The following is a 16408-nucleotide window of genomic DNA, read 5'->3' as shown; positions in this document are numbered from 1 at the left end:
TCGGGAGCGTCTTTCGGGACCGTCCGGCTACTTTTTCCCGGCCTTCAGATCGGAGACAACTTTGGCGATACGTCGCGCGCGGGTCTCAGCAGTCCTGGCGTCTCCGATCGGTTCCACATAACGCCGCTGGGCACTGTAGTTGAGCGTCCCGTAGAAGGCTTTCGCTTCGGGTTCGGCATCCAGGGCTGCAGCGAGATCGTCCGGGACTTCCATTACACGCGGCTGGGTGTCGACTTCCAGGCCGACCTCCACCGTGTCACCGGCAGCAGCGCCGGTAAGCGCGCGGTTCGCCGCGCTCACGCCCACCATGTACTTTCCACCCATCACCGCGATGCTGCTTCGATAGCTTTGGCCGTTGATGGTCACCACCACGGGCGGCTTCTTCCCAGCCCCCAGCGCATCAACGACATCGGCGGGAACCTCTATGCCGGCCTTGTTTCCATCGCCCACGATGGTGGTTGTGAATTGCATGACCCAAGTATGCCGTCAGCCGCCAGTAGACGCACCCGGTCAGTAGTACTAGGTTTCACATAACGCCCGGAACAGCCAACCCAAGGAGCAGGACCATGGACGAGCAGGATCTTCTGGAACGAATCCAGGCATTGGTGGAAGAAGAGCATCATCTGCGCGACTCGGCGGGATCGGAGACCGACGGTGACGACAGCCGCGCGCGTCTCTCCCAGCTGGAAGCCCAGCTGGACCAGTGCTGGGACTTGCTGCGGCAGCGCCGGGCCAAGAAGCATGCCGGGGAGAACCCGGACGACGCCGAGGCCCGCCCGATCAGCGAAGTCGAGGGCTACAGGCAGTAGTTCTGCCGGGCGAACCTAGGCGCCCTCGAGAACCTGGCTGGTCGCCCACGCCAAGTACTTGGCGGCGTTGGCGACTGCATCGGCAACATCCGGAACGCCGTTCTTGCGCTGCGCGACGTCCAGCAACTGCGCCGCAGCCACGATCCCGTGCTTCGCGAGATCCTCGGGGGTCACAGTGATACGGCCTGCCACCGCGATCACCGGAATGCCGTGCACGCTCGCCGCGTCAGCCAGTGCGATGGGCGCCTTTCCGGTGAGGGACTGTTCATCCATGGACCCCTCCCCGGTAATCACAAGATCGGCCTCGCTCAGGTGCGAGGCGAGCCCGGTGAGACCGGCCACCAGCGCGAAACCACCTTCCAGCGCAGCATCCGTAAACGCCAGGAACGACGCCGGGAAGCCGCCCGCCGCTCCAGCTCCCGGAACGTTCACGTCGCGGCCGGTGGTTTCCCGAAGGAGCGATGCCCAGTTGCGGAGCCCGGCGTCGAGCTTTTCCACCGCGTCCTCATCCGCACCCTTTTGCGGACCGAAAACGTGCGCGGCACCATCCGGCCCGTACAGCGGGTTCCGGACGTCGACGGCGATGCGGAACTTCACGGCCGACAACCGGGGATCCAGCTCCGAGACGTCGAGGGCAACTGCGTCTGCGAGTGGGCCGCCGCCCAGCGGGACCACATTTCCTGCCGTATCGAGCGGTTTGAGCCCCAGCGCACGCAAGGCTCCGCTGCCGCCGTCGGACATTGCCGAGCCGCCCACACCGAGCACGATCTCAGTGGCCCCGGCATCCAGCGCGGCGGCGATCAGTTGCCCGCAACCGTAGCTGTGGGCGCGCAGGGAGTTCTCCGGAGTCGGCTCCATATGCGCCAGGCCTGAGGCCATGGCCGTTTCGATCACAGCAGTCACCCCGCCGAAGGAGTCCTTCCGGATCCCCCACGAGGCACCGACCGGCTTGAGGATGGGACCAACTACGGCGTTGTTCCGTTCCTCATAGCCCGCGGCAATGGCGGCATCCAGCGTGCCTTCGCCGCCATCGGCTACCGGGAACTGCGTGGTCACGGCATCCGGGTAAACGCGGAGCGCGCCCTCGGCCATGGCTGACGCGGCTTCGGCGGCGGTCAGGGATCCCTTGAACTTGTCCGGGGCAATGAGGATACGCATGGGACCATCTTGCCAGCTTTGCCGGGAAAGCGCTTGCCCGGACGTAACGTTGCGTTGACGGCGTCGCAGTAGTTCCCGCCGCACGCCTCCCCTCGCACCAGGGGACTACCCGCCCAGCACCCGCACAGGGTCACCAGACAACCAGGCCTTGACGTCCTCAAACGCCTCCCCGTAGAACTTCCGGTAGCTCTCGTGCGTCACGTACCCGATGTGCGGCGTGAGGACAGTCCGCCGGGAATGCAGGAGCGCGTGCCCTGCGGGAAGGGGCTCCTCCTCGAAGACATCAAGGGCGGCGCCCCGGATCCAGCCCTCCTCCAGGGCACGGATCAGGGCAACCTCGTCAACCAAGGGGCCCCGGGCGGTATTGACCAAGACCCCGTCGGGACCCAGAAGGCGCAATTCCTCCGAACCCACAATGCCCTCGGTTCGCTCGGAGAGCCGCAGGTGCAGCGTCACGATGTCCGACTCACTGAACAACTCCTCTTTACTGACCAAGCGGGCACCTGCCGCCTCAGCGGTCTCCGCGGTGAGGTTCTGGCTCCACGCGAGGACGTCCATGCCGAACGCCTTGGCGTACCCGGCCATGCGCTTGCCGATCTTCCCCAGGCCAACAATGCCAAGCGTCTTGCCTTCAAGTTCAAATCCGACGCCGGTCTGCCACTCCCCCGCCCGCAGTGAGTTCTCCTCCACAGGCAAGTTCCGTGCGAAAGCGAGCAGCAGGGCCCAGGTTAGCTCCGGCGCCGCGGCAGGTGATCCACCCGTTCCGCACACCACGATCCCCCGCTCGGATGCGGCCTCCATGTCAATCGCGGCATTGGCCATGCCGGTGGTCACCAGAAGCTTCAGATTGGGCAAGGAATCCAAGACACTTTGCGGAAAGCGGGTCCGCTCACGCATCGCGACAACGATGTCGAACGGCGTCAACGCGGCCACGGCCTGCTCCTCCGAGACGAACGGTGCGCTGAAAACGCTGACCTTCACGCCGTCGTCGGGCAGTGAATCCCAAGGCGCGTAGTCCCCGGAAACCTGCTGGTAGTCGTCAAGAATGGCTAAACGGAACTTCGTCACGGCTGTCTCCTCCCGCAGCGGCTGGTGGTACTGACCACCATCTCACGTTAGGTTTTTGAGTGTGACGCAAAATGTGACCTCCGCCATGCCCAAGCCCGAGCACCCCCGGCCGCAACTGGTCCGCGACAAGTGGATGAACCTCAACGGCACCTGGGGTTTTGAGATCGACGCCGGGGACTCCGGCGTGGAGCGCGGGCTCGCCACCCGCGAACTCAACAGCTCGATTCTGGTCCCGTTCGCCCCGGAATCGGCCCTTTCCGGGATCGAGCACGTCGATTTCATGGAAGCCGTCTGGTACCGCAGGACCGTGAGCATTCCCCCGGAATGGTCCGGACACAACGTGCTCCTCCACTTCGGCGCTGTGGACCACGACGCGACAGTCTGGGTGAATGGCGTCGAAGTTGCGCGGCACAGGGGTGGTTTCACTCCGTTCACGGCCGATCTGGGTGGCATCGCGGAGCCTGGGACGGATGCCGTTATCGTTGTCCGCGCCAGGGACTCGCGGCACGGGATGCAGGCACGCGGCAAGCAGGCCACCTGGTACAACAACACGCATTGCCAGTACACACGCACCACCGGAATCTGGCAGACGGTGTGGATGGAGGCCGTGCCCGAGGTTTACATCAAGCGCCTCCGAATGACCCCCAGCCTGGCCGATTCAAGCATCACGGTGGAGGTCCCGCTCAGCCGGAACCGGAGCGGGCACACAGTCACTGCGGTCCTCAGCGATAAGGAAGACCTGCGGATGGAGGCGGAAGCCAAGGCAGACCTGGACCTCACGCCGTCGCTCCGGCTCACCGTCCCAGCCGAAGCGATGCGCCCCTGGTCGCCGGAGGACCCGTTCCTTTACGACCTTGACGTGAGCGTGCGGGACGGCGCCGGCGAGGTGGTGGATCGAGTGAGCAGTTATGCCGCCATCCGCTCGATTGCCTTGGACGGCAAGGTTGTCCGCATCAATGGCAATGCGGTTTTCCAGCGGCTGGTCCTGGACCAGGGCTACTGGCCGGACTCGTTGATGACCGCCCCCGATGAGGCCGCCTTGGTCAAGGACATCGAGCTGTCCATGGCTGCGGGATTCAACGGCGCCAGGTTGCACCAGAAGGTTTTCGAAGAGCGTTTCCTGTACCACGCGGACCGTTTGGGCTATCTGGTGTGGGGCGAATTCGGTGACTGGGGCGTGTCGGGCGGCGGCACCATCGGCCACAACCAACAACCGACTGCCAGCTTTGTGGCGCAGTGGCTGGAAGTCCTGCAGCGCGACTTTAACCACCCGTCCATCGTCGGCTGGTGTCCCCTCAACGAGACCCACCAAGTGCTGCATGACCGCCTCACTGTTCTGGACGACGTCACCCAGGCCATGTTCCTGGCCACCAAGCTCGCGGACCCCACACGGCCCGTGATCGACGCATCAGGCTACTCCCACCGGATCCGGGACACGGACATCTACGATTCCCACTCCTACGAACAAGATCCCGACCGCTTCCGCATGGAACAGCAGGGCCTTGCTGACGGGAAGCCATACATTAACCGGAAGGACGACGGCGAGGAGTACTCGGTGCCGTACGCCGGGCAGCCATACTTCGTCTCCGAATTCGGCGGTATCTGGTGGAACGAGGCCGAAGCGCGCCAAGCAGCAGAGGCGGCAGGCACCGACGTCGAAAGTTCCTGGGGCTACGGCCAGCGCGTCAGCAGCGAAGAGGAGTTCTACGCCCGCTTCGAGGGACTCTGTGGCGTCCTGCTGGATAATCCGGACATGTTTGGGTACTGCTACACGCAGCTGACGGATGTCTTCCAGGAGAAGAACGGCATCTTCACGTTCGATCGCAGCCCCAAGTTCGACCTCGAGAGGATCCGGGCGGCGCAAGTCCGGCCGGCAGCCATCGAAACCCGGAACTAACCCCGCCGAGTTTGGCTAGACCCACTGGCCTCGACGGACCAGGACCTCCTTGAGCAGATCCAGGCGGTCGGACACGATCCCGTCCACGCCAAGATCCAGGAGCCGCTCCATCTCGGCGGGTTCGTTGATGGTCCACACATGCACGTGGCGGCCCAGGCGGTGCGCGCGGCGCAGGAACCCGGCCGTCACCACCTGCACCGGCCCGTAGCGGACGGGAACCTGGAAAACGTCGACGCCGGCAAGCAGCCTGCGTGCCAAAGGTGCCGGCAGCACGGGGCCCAGGAGGACAAACAGAGCGGTGAGGGAGCTGCCCGCCGACGAAGCAACGCGATTCGACAGCTTGGCCAGGACTGCCCTGCGGCGCCTGTCGGAAAAGCTGGTGACCAGTACGCGATCATGGATCCCGTGCCGCTCAATGGCCTCGGCCATCGGGCGCACCGAATTCCAGTCCTTGATATCCAGGTTCAACCGGGCATCCGGCAACGCGGCCACCAGCTCATCAAAGGTCGGAACAGGTTCCACACCACCGATTCGTGCCCCGGCTACCTCTGCTTCCGTCAACTCCGCGATCTTGCCGACAGAATCGGTCACGCGGTCCAAGGAGGAGTCGTGGAAGACCAGCAGCACGCCGTCCGACGTGGTGTGGACGTCCGTTTCCAGGTGCACGGTGCCGAGTTCCGCCGCGGCTTTGAAAGCCGCCATGGAGTTCTCCAGGCCATCCAACGAGAAACCGCGGTGCGCGAAGGCCAAAGGTCCCAGCGAACCGTCCTTGCGGAGGAAATAGGGCAGCGTCACACCCGTAGCGTAGCCGAACGGCTCTCCCGACGGCGCGTGTCAGGCGCGTGGGTCACGCGCCGCGCGTCGGGCTTGGCGCGTCAGGCTTCGTGCGGAACTATCGCCACGCCGTCGCTGACGTGAACCAGCGTCCTGCCGCGGCCGCCGTCGAGCTCTACCCACACGGCGGTGGCATCGCCGGTGACGGCGTCAATCACTCCCGCCGACTCATACCCGGGCGTGAGCGTGACGCTGACACGGTCGCCCTGGCGCAAGGAGCGCCAGTGGTGATCCGGTTCGACGCGCCGCAGCGGCGCCGTGTTGAAATCGTTGATCCTGCGCTTGGCCATGATTCCCCCTGCAGTTCGACTGGTAGACACGATGCGAACGGGTCCGTGGCTGGAAGCCTACGGGCGCAAGGTGAACGCCGGTTGTATGGAGGCTGGGAAGTCGGTGACAGCCTGAAACTGCAAGACTAGGGACATGACTGTGTTGATTGCCGGATGCGGCGACCTTGGAACCGAAGCCGGACTTCGCTTCGCTGCGGCGGGCCACGAGGTTGTGGGCTTGCGGCGCTCCCCCGGGAAGCTGCCTCCGCAGATCCGTGGCGTCTACGCGGACCTTTCCGTGGAGCTCCCGGAGTTGCCGGCCGACGTGGACATTGTGGTGGTGGCCGTCGCAGCCGACGCCTCCACAGAAGAGGCCTATCGCGCGGCCTACCTGAACGGCGTGAAGAACGTCCTGGATGCGCTGGAACGGCAATCCATTGAACCGCGGCGGATCCTCTTCGTCTCCTCCACCGCTGTGTACAAGGATTCCGGTGGAGCTGTCGTGGACGAGTCCACACCCACGGAACCCACGCGGTTCAGCGGCAAGGTCCTGCTGGAAGCGGAGGAACTGCTGTTCGCCCGGACACGCGGAACGGGCACGCGGCCAATCTCCCTCCGGCTCGGCGGGATCTACGGCCCGGGACGCACCCGGCTGATCGACCAGGTCCGGAGCGGCAAGGCCGTCATCCCCGCCCAACCCCGGCACACCAACCGCGTCCACAGGGACGACGCCGCCGCCATGATCGTCCACCTGACCACCATGGGAGCTGCCCCGGACGAGGTTTACGTGGGCGTTGACGATCACGCCGCCGAAATGGGCGACGTCATGCGGTTCCTCGCGTCCGAGCTGCAGTGCCCTGAACCCTCGACGGCGGCACCTGAGGGCCCGCCCGACGCCGGCCCCGGCGATAAGCGCTGCTCCAACAAACGGCTCCGGGCGACGGGTTTCGAGTTCACTTTCCCGAGCTACAAAGAGGGCTACCGCGCGTTGCTTTCCGGCGAGGGCGTACGCCACCCGTGAAGCCCGTGCTGCGTGCCACAGGACAGCAGGGATGGGGGCGGGTCTACTTCGCAATGCAGGCGGTTGCCGGGCTGGCTTGGTGGACCCTGGTTTTCCTGGCACCCCCGGTGCGTGCAGCCACCCTGGGCACCCTTGACCCCGTCGCTGTGGCCGCCCTCGACATTCCGCTGTTCGTGCTCTGTTCGGCCCTCGCAGCTTGTGGCATCCGGTGGGCGGCCGTGGTGGCCACGGGCTGGACTGCTTTGGTGGCAACCGCGCTGGCTGTCTACGCCACATTCACTACGGAAGCGGGCCTGGGCGTCCTGATGATGATTGCCGCTACCGCCTGCTCAGGCCTGGCGCTCTGCTTCGTCCTGCTGGGGCGGGTTCCCACGGACTGGATCATCCGCGGCCCGTTCGCGTTCCGCTCCGCCGCTTCGAACCGGCCTGCAACGGCCCACGTGAGCGCGACCATCGCGCAAATGATCCTGTTCTGGGGCTTCTTCCTTGTCGCAGTCCCGCTGGTCATCTCATGGTTGGAAGGTCGATGGCTGGTGTCCCTGCCTGTCCCGCAGTTTGCCGTCATCGCAGGCGCCGTGGTCCTGGTGCTGGCGAGCATTCTCGGCATCTCGTCCGCTGTAACCATGTCATCCAAGGGCCGCGGCACCCCGCTGCCGTCGGCCATGCCCAACCGCCTCGTCATCGCCGGGCCGTATCGCTGGGTCCGCAATCCGATGGCCGTTGCGGGCATCGCCCAGGGCATCGGGGTGGGCCTCCTCCTGGGGTCCTGGCTCGTGGTCGCCTACGCGATGATCGGCTCGTTGGTCTGGAACTACGCCGTTCGGCCGCTGGAGGAAGCAGACCTCGAAAACCGCTTTGGAGCCGAATTCCGCCGCTACCGTTCGTCAGTGAGCTGTTGGCTTCCCCGCTTCGGGCGGAACTTCGGGCTGAACTAGACCCGCTGCTCCGTCAGTTTCGCCTCAAGAACCTGGGCCACGCCGTCGTCGTCGAAATGCGGCGCCTGCCGGCCGGCAGCGAGGATCGCTTCGGGGTGCCCGCTGGCCATGGCGTAACCGTGGCCGGCCCAGCGGAGCATCTCGATGTCATTGGGCATGTCCCCGAACGCCACAACATCGGCGGCTTCGATCCCCAGGGACTCTGCGTACTTGGCCAGCGTGACTGCCTTGTTGATCCCCGGCACGGACATTTCCAGCATCGCAGTCCGGGGAGCTGAGTGCGTTGTGGACACGAGGTGCGCGACAGCCGGCTGCACCTCGGCCAGGAACTCGTCCGGCGTCCCCTTGCGGGTAATGGCAAGAAACTTTACGACGGCGTCATCCGCCGTGAGCGTCTGGTCCAGCGGTTTTGGGGTGAACTCGGCAAGCAGTTCGCTGGTTTCGTTTTCGATGAACCCCGGTTCCAGCTGGAAGCCGGTGAGCGTCTCCACAGCGAACAGGGCGTCAGGGCGGATGGACTTGATGATCCGGCGGGCCTCAAACACCGACACCGCTTCCAGAGCGGACGAAGAAAGTGCCTTCTCCGATTCCAAGTCCCACACCACGGCGCCGTTGGAACAGATCACGATTCCGCTGTGCCCGAGCTGCTCCTGGAGGGGGTACAGCCAGCGCGGCGGACGGCCCGTGACGAAGACGAGTTCCACTCCGGCATCGCGGCATGCCTGGAATGCCTTGATGGTCCGGTCACTGATTTTTCCGTCGTGACCGAGGATGGTGCCGTCTATATCGCTTGCTACGAGCCGCATCATGCCAGTCTACGTTGGAGCGAAACAGGCGGCTGCGCACCGGAAAGCCTCCACATTTCCAGAACCGGGAGCATAGGCTGAGTTGATGAGTGACAAGACCATGAGCGAAGAACACAGCACACGCGGCGCGTACGTCACCGGCGGTGAGTTCACCCGCGACACCAACTACATCGAGGACCGCATCACCCGCGACGGCGCTGCCGGCCCAAACGGAGAACCCGGCTGGCCCGTAGAGCCCGGGCGCTACAGGTTGATCGCCGCCCGCGCTTGTCCGTGGGCCAACCGCTCAGTCATTGTGCGGCGGCTCCTGGGACTTGAGGATGTCATCAGCCTCGGCCAGCCTGGGCCCACCCACGATGCCCGCTCCTGGACTTTCGACCTTGATCCCGGCGGCAAGGACCCCGTACTGGGGATCGAGCGCCTGCAGGAGGCGTTCTTCCGCCGCTTCCCGGACTACCCGCGAGGCATCACCGTCCCGGCCATTGTCGATATCCCCAGCGGCGAAGTAGTGACCAACAACTACCCGCAGATCACGCTGGACTTTTCCACGGAGTGGACGGAGTTCCACCGCCCCGGGGCGCCCCAGCTGTATCCGGAGCACCTCCGCGAGGAAATCGACCAGGTCAACAAGCGCGTATTTACCGAGGTCAACAACGGCGTCTACCGATGCGGCTTCGCAGGATCACAGGAAGCCTACGACGCCGCCTACGCGCGCCTGTGGACTGCTTTGGACTGGCTGGAAGAACGGCTCAGCAGCCAGCGGTATCTTGTGGGCGACTCCATCACTGAGGCTGACGTCCGGCTCTTCACCACCCTGGCACGCTTCGACGCCGTCTATCACGGACACTTCAAGTGCAACCGGAACAAGCTGAGCGAAATGCCTGCCTTGTGGGGCTACGCAAGGGACCTCTTCCAGACACCCGGCTTTGGGGACACCATCGACTTCGTCCAGATCAAGCAGCACTATTACATCGTCCACGAAGACATTAATCCCACGCAGATTGTGCCCGCCGGTCCGGATCTGTCCGGCTGGCTGACGCCCCATGGACGGGAATCCCTGGGCGGCAGTCCGTTCGGAGACGGCACTCCCCCGGGTCCGGTGAAGGCCGGCGAGGAAGTAGCACCGGGGCACGGCGCCGGTTAGCCGCTGGTGCGTGTCAGGCCGGCCCGTGGTTCAGCTCGGCACGCGTCGGCGGGTTGGCGCCGGCGCGTGAAACGGTCACGGCGGCGGCGCGGCTGGCATGCTCCATGATCGCCGCGAGCATTTCTGCGGGCATGGCCCTCAGTTCCCCGCGGTTCTGCGCGCCGTCCAAACCATGATCCACAATCGCGGACAGCAGCCCGGCCATGAACGAGTCGCCGGCACCCACGCTGTCCACGACATTCACGGACGGAGCCGGAACTTCGGTTTCGCCTGCCCGGGTGATACCCCACGGACCGCGTGAACCGCGCGTCACCACTACCAGGGCCGGTCCTTCTTCGCCGCCCAGGGACAGCCAGCGACGCGCGGATTCCGTAGGATCGACGCCGGGATACAGCCACTCGAGGTCTTCGTCGGAAGCCTTCACGACGTCGGCCAGCGCCACGAAGCGCTCGGCTTGCGTCCGCGCGTACTCAACGTCCGTAATGATGCTTGGCCGGCAGTTGGGGTCGAAGCTGATGGTGCTGTTCGGGTGGGCATGCTCAACGGCGGCAAGAACCTCCGCGGCGCCAGGCTCCAGGAAGGTGGCAATGGAGCCCGTGTGCAGCAAACTGGCACCCTGCAGCATCAGGGGCAACCTACCGGCGAGGCCGGGGAGTTCCCAGGTGAGGTCGAAGGCGTAGGTGGCGGCGCCGTCGTCGTCGATCCGGGCGGTGGCCACGCTGGTTGGCTTCTCATCCGGCGGAAGCGGCACCATCACGGAGCTTGAGCGCAGGTGCGCTGCGACGGAGTCTCCGTAGGCGTCCTTGCCGTAGCGGCCGATGAACTGCACCGGGTGGTCCAGCCTGGCCAAGCCCACGGCAACGTTGAGCGGACTGCCGCCAACGTGCGCCTCAATTCCAGAGGAGCGTTGGACGACGTCTACCAGGGCCTCACCAATGACTGTCAGCATGGGTCAACTCTGCCAGAGGTGACGCGCAGCGGCCCAACAATTACGACAGCAGTCGCTGCACCAACTCACGGCACTTCTTGTAGGCAACGGCCTTGGGGTCGATGAGGTCGAAATGGTCACCCGGGACCCGCAACAGCTGGGCGGAGCCCCCGGCCGCCGTGGCTGCGGCAACGTAGGCCTCGGACTGGCTTGGAGGAACGTCCTCGTCTTCCGTGGCGTGAACGGCATAGACGGGGACGTTGATCGGCAGCGAGCTCATGGGGTCGGCGTATTTATGCCGTTTGGGGAATCTGGCCGAATCCCCGCCCATCAGGTTGCAGACGGCGCCGTTGCTGAGGTTGAGCTTCTCGGCTGCCGCAAGGTTCAGGAGGCCGGACTGGCTCACCACGCCCGTCAGGTGCACGGCGTTGTCCTCCGGTGCCCGCTGGAGCTGGCGGTCGGCGTCGGGGGCTCCGATGGCAGAGAGGCGGTGCCTGCCCGCAGCCCATACCGCGAGGTGACCACCGGCCGAGTGGCCCAGTGCCACCACTTTGCCGAGCTGGAGGTCGTGGTCCCCGGCTATCTGCGACAGGTGGTCGATCCCGGCCAGGATGTCCTCGAACGTATGGGGCCATCCACCGCCGTTCCCGGCGCGCCGGTATTCAAGGTTCCAGGCGGTGATTCCGTGCGCTGCGAGGTCCCGCGCCAGCGGTTCGCCGAGCTCCGCGCCGTATTGCGAGCGCCAGTAGCCGCCATGGATCACAACGGCTACTCCACCGGCCACAGCTGATGCGCCGCGATGGTTTCCGTTGTTCGGTTCAGGTATGAAGAGTTCGCCCCACTGACTGGGGTGTTCGCCGTAGCTGTACTTGTGCCGCAACATTGCGCCCTCCTTTGTACTGAGCCTATCGTGACGGTTCCGAAGTTTGGCTAGAGGCACCCCGACGGCGGGTGGCCCGGTTCAGTGTCGCAGCCGCCACGTAAGCTGGGGGCATGGCAAGCAATTGGGACAGCCTGGACCAGGCCCAGCGGGATGCAGTGGATGCGAATGTGGCCCTCTACGAGCGTGTCCGCCCTGCTTTGAAGCGGGTCACGCGGGACGTACTGCTGACCCTGCGGGACATGTTGAACGACGCTGAAGTCACCCCGTTGTTCGTCACCGGCCGGACCAAGACCGTGGAGTCGTTCCGGGAAAAAATCTCCCGCACGGATGATCCCCTGGAACCGGGTGGTCCGCGCGTCCTGAAATTCCCGGACCCTTTCCGCACGTTGAACGACATGGTGGGCATCCGTGTCATCACCAAGCTCCCTGCGGAAAACGCAGCGGTGGCCAACATCATCAAGCGTCAGCGCCAGCTCTTCGATTGCCGGGGCGACCGCGAGAAGGACATCGGTTCCATCGAGTCCGGCACTTATGGCTACTCCAGCCGCCACCTCATCCTGCGCACCATCCAGAATGAAACGGTCAAGGAGTACCAGCACGTCTTCAATCCGGACATGCCAGCCAACGGCAGCTACTTCTTTGAATGCCAGATCCGTACTGTTTTCGCGCACGCCTGGAGCGAGATCGAGCACGACATCCGCTTCAAGGCGGAAGACCCGCGCGCATGGACCCCGCATTTCGACCGGCAGTTCACGGCCACGGCGGCCATGTTGGAGACGGTCGAGAGCGCTTTCGCGGACCTTCACGAGCGGTACGAGGAAGTCCGCGGCTATTGGGATCTGGAGGGTGAAGGCGGCTCGCCCCTGACTCCCAACCGGGTTCGTGACGTCTGGCGTACGCTCCTGCCGCACGTTGACCGTAAAGTTGATGACGACTGGGGATGGGCCGCCGAGCTGCTCGCCGCCCACGGACTTACCAAGACCGTGGAACTGGCCGGGCTTCTCAGCGCCAACCGGATCACAGAGGTCCGCAAGGCCCTGGACCATCGCTACTCACCCGGTCCCGACCGCCTCCTGGATGACCTCCTGTTGTGGCAGTACGGAACCGAACACATTGATCTCACTGCTGAGGCGCCCGACGCCGTTCCGCACCCGCGGCGCGACAGCCTCCAGCGGCGTCTTAAGCAGATTGAGCGCTACCGCCAGACTGCACTGTAAGAAACCTGCCCTGTAAGGACCCATGACTCCGGAGCAACTCATGTCATTGCGGGCGACTTTTCGCTCGCCCCGCCGGCTGCTGACGGAGTCCCTCGCGGGACTCGTGGTGGCTTTGGCCTTGATCCCGGAAGCCATCGCATTCTCGGTGATTGCCGGCGTGGATCCGCGTATTGGCTTGTTCGCATCGTTCACCATGGGCGTGGTGACGGCTCTGGTGGGTGGCCGCCCGGCCATGATCTCCGCTGCGACGGGAGCCGTGGCGTTGGTGATCGCCCCCGTCATGAAGGAGCACGGACTCGACTACCTGATCGCTACGATCATCCTGGCCGGCGTCTTCCAGGTCGTCCTCGCGGTCCTCGGTGTGACGCGGCTGATGCGGTTCATTCCCCGTTCGGTGATGATCGGCTTCGTCAACGCCCTGGCCATCCTGGTGTTCATGTCCCAGATGCCGGAACTCTTCAACGTGCCGTGGATGGTCTATCCGATTGTCATTGTTGGTTTGGTGATCGTGTTCGGGCTGCCTCGGCTCACCACTGCCATTCCCGCACCGCTGGTGGCGATCGTGGCCATCACCCTGGTGACAGCCCTCGGCAACATCGATGTTCCCACCGTCAGCGACAAGGGCGAACTCCCGGACAGCCTGCCAGGATTCTTCCTGCCCAACGTTCCACTGAACCTGGAGACGTTCCGGATCATCGCTCCCTTCGCCCTTTCCATGGCGCTGGTGGGCCTGCTGGAATCGCTCATGACTGCCAAACTGGTGGACGACATCACGGATACCCGCTCCGATAAGACCCGGGTGTCTTGGGGGCAGGGTGTGGCCAACATCGTCACCGGTTTCCTTGGTGGCCTGGGAGGCTGCGCGGTGATCGGGCAGACCATGATCAACGTGAAGGGCTCCGGTGCAAGGAGCCGGCTCTCGACCTTCCTGGCCGGGGTGTTCCTGCTGCTCCTGGTAGTGGTGCTCGGTGACGTGGTGGGCATGATCCCGATGGCTGCCCTGGTGGCCGTGATGATCTTCGTTTCACTGATCACGTTCGATTGGCACTCCGTACGGCCATCGACGTTGAAGCGGCTGCCCAAGTCCGAGACCGCCGTCATGATCCTGACTGTTGCCGCTGTGGTGGCGACGCACAACCTGGCGGTGGGGGTCGGCGTCGGCGTCCTGGCCGCCATGGTGCTGTTCGCCCGGCGCGTGGCGCATTTCGCGACCGTCGAACGGACCGAACTGGAGCTGAACGGCGAGAGGGTCGCGACGTACACCGTGGATGGGGAGTTGTTCTTCGCTTCCTCCAACGATCTCTATACGCAGTTCGACTACGCGAAGGATTCCTCAGACGGCATAGATCGGGTAATCATCGACCTGCATGGATCGCATATTTGGGACGCGTCCTCCGTGTCGGTGCTGGATTCGGTGACGGAGAAGTACCGGAACCATGGCCGCGAGGTGGAGTTCATTGGACTGAACGAGGCCAGCGTCCGCATGCGTGAGCGCCTGGCGGGGAAACTCAACTCCTGACCCGGCTGGGTTCGGAAACAGCGGTCATCTGACATATACGCCTGCCTGCAAGTAAAGAATTCGTTCGGGCTGCCGGGCAGGTGTGAGCATGGATGAATGCTTGAGGCAACCAATAACGCACCAGAGTCTGAAGAAACAGCCGCGCCCGTGAACGCCGCCCTCGCCGCCGAGGCCAGGATTGCGCGGGTTGCCGTCACGGTGTTCCCGCTCCTTGTTGTGGCTGCCGGTGTCCTTGGCTTCCTCGTACCGGACCTCTTCAAACCCATGGGCGTCTCGGTCCCGTATCTGCTGGGCGTCATCATGTTCTGCATGGGCCTGACCCTGACCCCTCCGGATTTCGCCTCAGTGGCCCGGCGTCCGTGGGCCGTAGCGCTCGGCATCGTGGCACACTACGTGATCATGCCCGGCGCCGGCTGGCTCATTGCCGTGCTGCTCCAGCTGCCCCCGGAGCTGGCGGTGGGTCTGATCCTGGTGGGCTGCGCGCCGTCGGGTACCGCGTCCAATGTGATGGCCTTCCTGGCCAAGGGCGACGTTGCGCTCTCTGTTGCCGTGGCATCGGTCTCAACGCTGATCGCTCCTCTGGTGACACCCGCGTTGACGCTGTTCCTGGCCGGTTCGTTCCTCCACATCGACGCCGGCGCCATGGTCCTGGACATCGTCAAGACCGTGCTGCTTCCCGTCATCGCAGGCCTCCTGGCGAGGTTGTTCCTTTCCAAGCTCGTTGCCAAGGTGCTTCCGGCACTTCCGTGGGCATCCGCCGTCGTGATTTCCCTGATCGTTGCAATTGTTGTGGCCGGCAGCGCCAGCAAGATCGTGGCAGCAGGCGGCATCGTGTTCCTGGCTGTTGTCCTCCACAACGGCTTCGGTCTTGGCCTCGGCTACCTGGCAGGCAAGCTCGGCCGCCTGGATGACAAGGCGCGCCGTGCGTTGGCGTTCGAGGTCGGAATGCAGAACTCCGGACTTGCCGCGACCCTGGCCACAGCACATTTCGGTGCTTTGGCCGCGCTGCCCTCAGCCGTGTTCTCGCTGTGGCACAACGTTTCCGGTGCGATCGTTGCAGCGTGGCTCGCGCGACGTCCGCTGAAGGACTGACTTTTGCGCTCTTGGGGACTGGCTTCCGGCCTCAGTCCTTAAGGCTTCCACGAGGCCCGAAAGTCGCGGGCCTCGGGGTCTTGACGCCGCACTTGCATTTTGCAAGTATGACCGCATGAGCCTCTTTATTACTTGCCCGGTTGAGAGCGTCGAACGTGCCACCGCCTTCTATACCGCCCTCGGCTGGACCCTCAACACCGAGATGTCCGATCACAACGTGTCGTGTTTCGCGATCGCACCCGAGCAGTACGTCATGCTCGGCAGCCGTGAGATGTACGCCAGCGTCGGTGGCGCCGAGGAGCTGGTCGGTGGACCTGACACTCCCTCGAAGGTCACGGTCTCCTTCGACCTCGGCAGCCGCGAAGCAGTGGACGAGCTCACCGAACGCGCCGGCGCCGCCGGCGGGCGGATCGGTGACACCGACGACTACCCCTTCATGTACCAGCGCCAGTTCGACGACCCCGATGGCTACCACTACTCGCCGTTTTGGATGAAGCCGGACTCCGATCCGACCGCGTGAGCAACCTCGCCGCGGCCCTCGACGTCGTCGGCTCACGGTGGGCCCTGCTCATCGTGGAACGGCTGCTCGACGGGCCACAACGCTACGGCGATTTGCAGCGGGACCTCGGAGTGCCGACCAACATGCTCGCGACGCGCCTGCGTGAGCTCGAAGCCGCCGGCGTCCTGTCCCGGCTGCCCCTGCGCCACAACACCCGGGCCTACACGCTGACCGATAGAGGGCGGGCCCTGAACGAAGCAATCAACGCGCTGGCCCATTGGGGCGAGGAGTTGCCCGGGAACGACGCCCAGACGTAGGCCTTGGTGCGC

At 64.7% G+C, this 16408-nt stretch carries 18 protein-coding genes; 10 read left to right on the top strand and 8 right to left on the bottom strand.

Annotated features, from left to right (window positions below):
- Positions 1-27: 27 nt before the first annotated feature.
- Positions 28-471 carry a YdeI/OmpD-associated family protein gene (locus tag JMY29_RS00390; protein ID WP_189076492.1) on the bottom strand — a complete coding sequence of 148 codons (444 nt, stop codon included), beginning with the start codon at positions 469-471 and terminating at the stop codon, positions 28-30.
- A gap of 95 nt (positions 472-566) precedes the next feature.
- Between JMY29_RS00390 and JMY29_RS00385 the strand changes: the two genes are divergently transcribed.
- On the top strand, positions 567-809 hold the full coding sequence (locus JMY29_RS00385) for a DUF2630 family protein (RefSeq protein ID WP_018778415.1): 243 nt from the start codon (positions 567-569) through the stop codon (positions 807-809).
- Between the two features lie 15 nt (positions 810-824).
- Here JMY29_RS00385 and JMY29_RS00380 read toward each other — a convergent pair whose 3' ends face one another.
- Together JMY29_RS00380 and JMY29_RS00375 are read right to left on the bottom strand one after the other, a co-directional pair.
- Entirely contained in the window at positions 825-1967 is a 1143-nt protein-coding gene (locus JMY29_RS00380) for a glycerate kinase (protein ID WP_189076491.1), read from the bottom strand.
- A gap of 105 nt (positions 1968-2072) precedes the next feature.
- On the bottom strand, positions 2073-3035 hold the full coding sequence (locus JMY29_RS00375) for a D-2-hydroxyacid dehydrogenase family protein (RefSeq protein ID WP_189076490.1): 963 nt from the start codon (positions 3033-3035) through the stop codon (positions 2073-2075).
- 73 nt (positions 3036-3108) lie between these two features.
- Here JMY29_RS00375 and JMY29_RS00370 point away from each other — a divergent pair, with 73 nt between their 5' ends.
- Positions 3109-4932, top strand: coding sequence for a glycoside hydrolase family 2 protein (locus JMY29_RS00370; protein ID WP_189076527.1), 1824 nt, complete (start codon positions 3109-3111; stop codon positions 4930-4932).
- A gap of 15 nt (positions 4933-4947) precedes the next feature.
- Here JMY29_RS00370 and JMY29_RS00365 read toward each other — a convergent pair whose 3' ends face one another.
- Positions 4948-5727, bottom strand: coding sequence for a glycerophosphodiester phosphodiesterase (locus JMY29_RS00365; protein WP_189076489.1), 780 nt, complete (start codon positions 5725-5727; stop codon positions 4948-4950).
- 80 nt (positions 5728-5807) lie between these two features.
- The gene (locus tag JMY29_RS00360; protein ID WP_039239057.1) at positions 5808-6056 is read right to left on the bottom strand and encodes a hypothetical protein; all 249 of its coding nucleotides are present in this window, start codon (positions 6054-6056) and stop codon (positions 5808-5810) included.
- Between the two features lie 133 nt (positions 6057-6189).
- Here JMY29_RS00360 and JMY29_RS00355 point away from each other — a divergent pair, with 133 nt between their 5' ends.
- Both JMY29_RS00355 and JMY29_RS00350 read left to right on the top strand, forming a co-directional pair.
- A complete protein-coding gene (locus JMY29_RS00355; RefSeq protein WP_189076488.1) occupies positions 6190-7056 on the top strand; it encodes an NAD-dependent epimerase/dehydratase family protein in 867 nt (288 codons plus the stop codon).
- 53 nt (positions 7057-7109) lie between these two features.
- Complete coding sequence (locus JMY29_RS00350) at positions 7110-7991, top strand: methyltransferase family protein (RefSeq protein ID WP_189076526.1); 882 nt, start codon at positions 7110-7112, stop codon at positions 7989-7991.
- Here JMY29_RS00350 and JMY29_RS00345 read toward each other — a convergent pair.
- Entirely contained in the window at positions 7988-8797 is an 810-nt protein-coding gene (locus JMY29_RS00345; protein WP_189076525.1) for an HAD family hydrolase, read from the bottom strand. The genes JMY29_RS00350 and JMY29_RS00345 overlap by 4 nt on opposite strands.
- Positions 8798-8882: 85 nt before the next feature.
- On the opposite strand from JMY29_RS00345, the gene JMY29_RS00340 reads away from it, so the two are divergent.
- Positions 8883-9941: a glutathione S-transferase family protein gene (locus JMY29_RS00340; protein WP_018778424.1), complete on the top strand. Its 1059-nt coding sequence runs from the start codon at positions 8883-8885 to the stop codon at positions 9939-9941.
- Positions 9942-9954: 13 nt separating this feature from the next.
- On the opposite strand, the gene JMY29_RS00335 is transcribed toward JMY29_RS00340, so the two are convergent.
- On the bottom strand, positions 9955-10890 hold the full coding sequence (locus tag JMY29_RS00335; RefSeq protein ID WP_189076487.1) for a carbohydrate kinase family protein: 936 nt from the start codon (positions 10888-10890) through the stop codon (positions 9955-9957).
- A 40-nt stretch (positions 10891-10930) separates the two neighbouring features.
- Entirely contained in the window at positions 10931-11752 is an 822-nt protein-coding gene (locus JMY29_RS00330) for an alpha/beta fold hydrolase (protein ID WP_189076486.1), read from the bottom strand.
- A gap of 110 nt (positions 11753-11862) precedes the next feature.
- Here JMY29_RS00330 and JMY29_RS00325 point away from each other — a divergent pair, with 110 nt between their 5' ends.
- From JMY29_RS00325 to JMY29_RS00305, 5 genes are all read left to right on the top strand, one after another.
- The gene (locus JMY29_RS00325) at positions 11863-12969 is read left to right on the top strand and encodes a GTP pyrophosphokinase (RefSeq protein WP_018778427.1); all 1107 of its coding nucleotides are present in this window, start codon (positions 11863-11865) and stop codon (positions 12967-12969) included.
- Between the two features lie 22 nt (positions 12970-12991).
- Positions 12992-14488, top strand: coding sequence for a SulP family inorganic anion transporter (locus tag JMY29_RS00320; RefSeq protein ID WP_018778428.1), 1497 nt, complete (start codon positions 12992-12994; stop codon positions 14486-14488).
- A 96-nt stretch (positions 14489-14584) separates the two neighbouring features.
- Positions 14585-15580, top strand: coding sequence for a bile acid:sodium symporter family protein (locus tag JMY29_RS00315; RefSeq protein WP_018778429.1), 996 nt, complete (start codon positions 14585-14587; stop codon positions 15578-15580).
- A 115-nt stretch (positions 15581-15695) separates the two neighbouring features.
- Entirely contained in the window at positions 15696-16100 is a 405-nt protein-coding gene (locus JMY29_RS00310; RefSeq protein WP_018778430.1) for a VOC family protein, read from the top strand.
- Positions 16097-16396: a winged helix-turn-helix transcriptional regulator gene (locus tag JMY29_RS00305; RefSeq protein ID WP_064722306.1), complete on the top strand. Its 300-nt coding sequence runs from the start codon at positions 16097-16099 to the stop codon at positions 16394-16396. The genes JMY29_RS00310 and JMY29_RS00305 overlap by 4 nt, the downstream gene beginning before the upstream one ends.
- The last annotated feature ends 12 nt before the right edge of the window (positions 16397-16408 follow it).

The organism is Paenarthrobacter nicotinovorans, assembly GCF_021919345.1.
Taxonomy (GTDB): Bacteria; Actinomycetota; Actinomycetes; order Actinomycetales; family Micrococcaceae; genus Arthrobacter; species Arthrobacter nicotinovorans.
The sequence above is the reverse complement of the archived record's forward strand: the minus strand, read 5'-3'. Positions and strand labels throughout refer to the sequence as shown.

What these genes read in the sequence shown, in the direction of transcription:
- JMY29_RS00350 (WP_189076526.1), top strand. Translation starts at nt 7,110, where the DNA reads ATGCAGGCGGTTGCCGGGCTGGCTTGGTGGACCCTGGTTTTCCTGGCA.
- JMY29_RS00355 (WP_189076488.1), top strand. Translation starts at nt 6,190, where the DNA reads ATGACTGTGTTGATTGCCGGATGCGGCGACCTTGGAACCGAAGCCGGA.
- JMY29_RS00345 (WP_189076525.1), bottom strand. Translation starts at nt 8,797, where the DNA reads ATGCGGCTCGTAGCAAGCGATATAGACGGCACCATCCTCGGTCACGAC.
- JMY29_RS00340 (WP_018778424.1), top strand. Translation starts at nt 8,883, where the DNA reads ATGAGTGACAAGACCATGAGCGAAGAACACAGCACACGCGGCGCGTAC.
- JMY29_RS00390 (WP_189076492.1), bottom strand. Translation starts at nt 471, where the DNA reads ATGCAATTCACAACCACCATCGTGGGCGATGGAAACAAGGCCGGCATA.
- JMY29_RS00335 (WP_189076487.1), bottom strand. Translation starts at nt 10,890, where the DNA reads ATGCTGACAGTCATTGGTGAGGCCCTGGTAGACGTCGTCCAACGCTCC.
- JMY29_RS00315 (WP_018778429.1), top strand. Translation starts at nt 14,585, where the DNA reads ATGCTTGAGGCAACCAATAACGCACCAGAGTCTGAAGAAACAGCCGCG.
- JMY29_RS00310 (WP_018778430.1), top strand. Translation starts at nt 15,696, where the DNA reads ATGAGCCTCTTTATTACTTGCCCGGTTGAGAGCGTCGAACGTGCCACC.
- JMY29_RS00320 (WP_018778428.1), top strand. Translation starts at nt 12,992, where the DNA reads ATGACTCCGGAGCAACTCATGTCATTGCGGGCGACTTTTCGCTCGCCC.
- JMY29_RS00380 (WP_189076491.1), bottom strand. Translation starts at nt 1,967, where the DNA reads ATGCGTATCCTCATTGCCCCGGACAAGTTCAAGGGATCCCTGACCGCC.
- JMY29_RS00385 (WP_018778415.1), top strand. Translation starts at nt 567, where the DNA reads ATGGACGAGCAGGATCTTCTGGAACGAATCCAGGCATTGGTGGAAGAA.
- JMY29_RS00360 (WP_039239057.1), bottom strand. Translation starts at nt 6,056, where the DNA reads ATGGCCAAGCGCAGGATCAACGATTTCAACACGGCGCCGCTGCGGCGC.
- JMY29_RS00325 (WP_018778427.1), top strand. Translation starts at nt 11,863, where the DNA reads ATGGCAAGCAATTGGGACAGCCTGGACCAGGCCCAGCGGGATGCAGTG.
- JMY29_RS00330 (WP_189076486.1), bottom strand. Translation starts at nt 11,752, where the DNA reads ATGTTGCGGCACAAGTACAGCTACGGCGAACACCCCAGTCAGTGGGGC.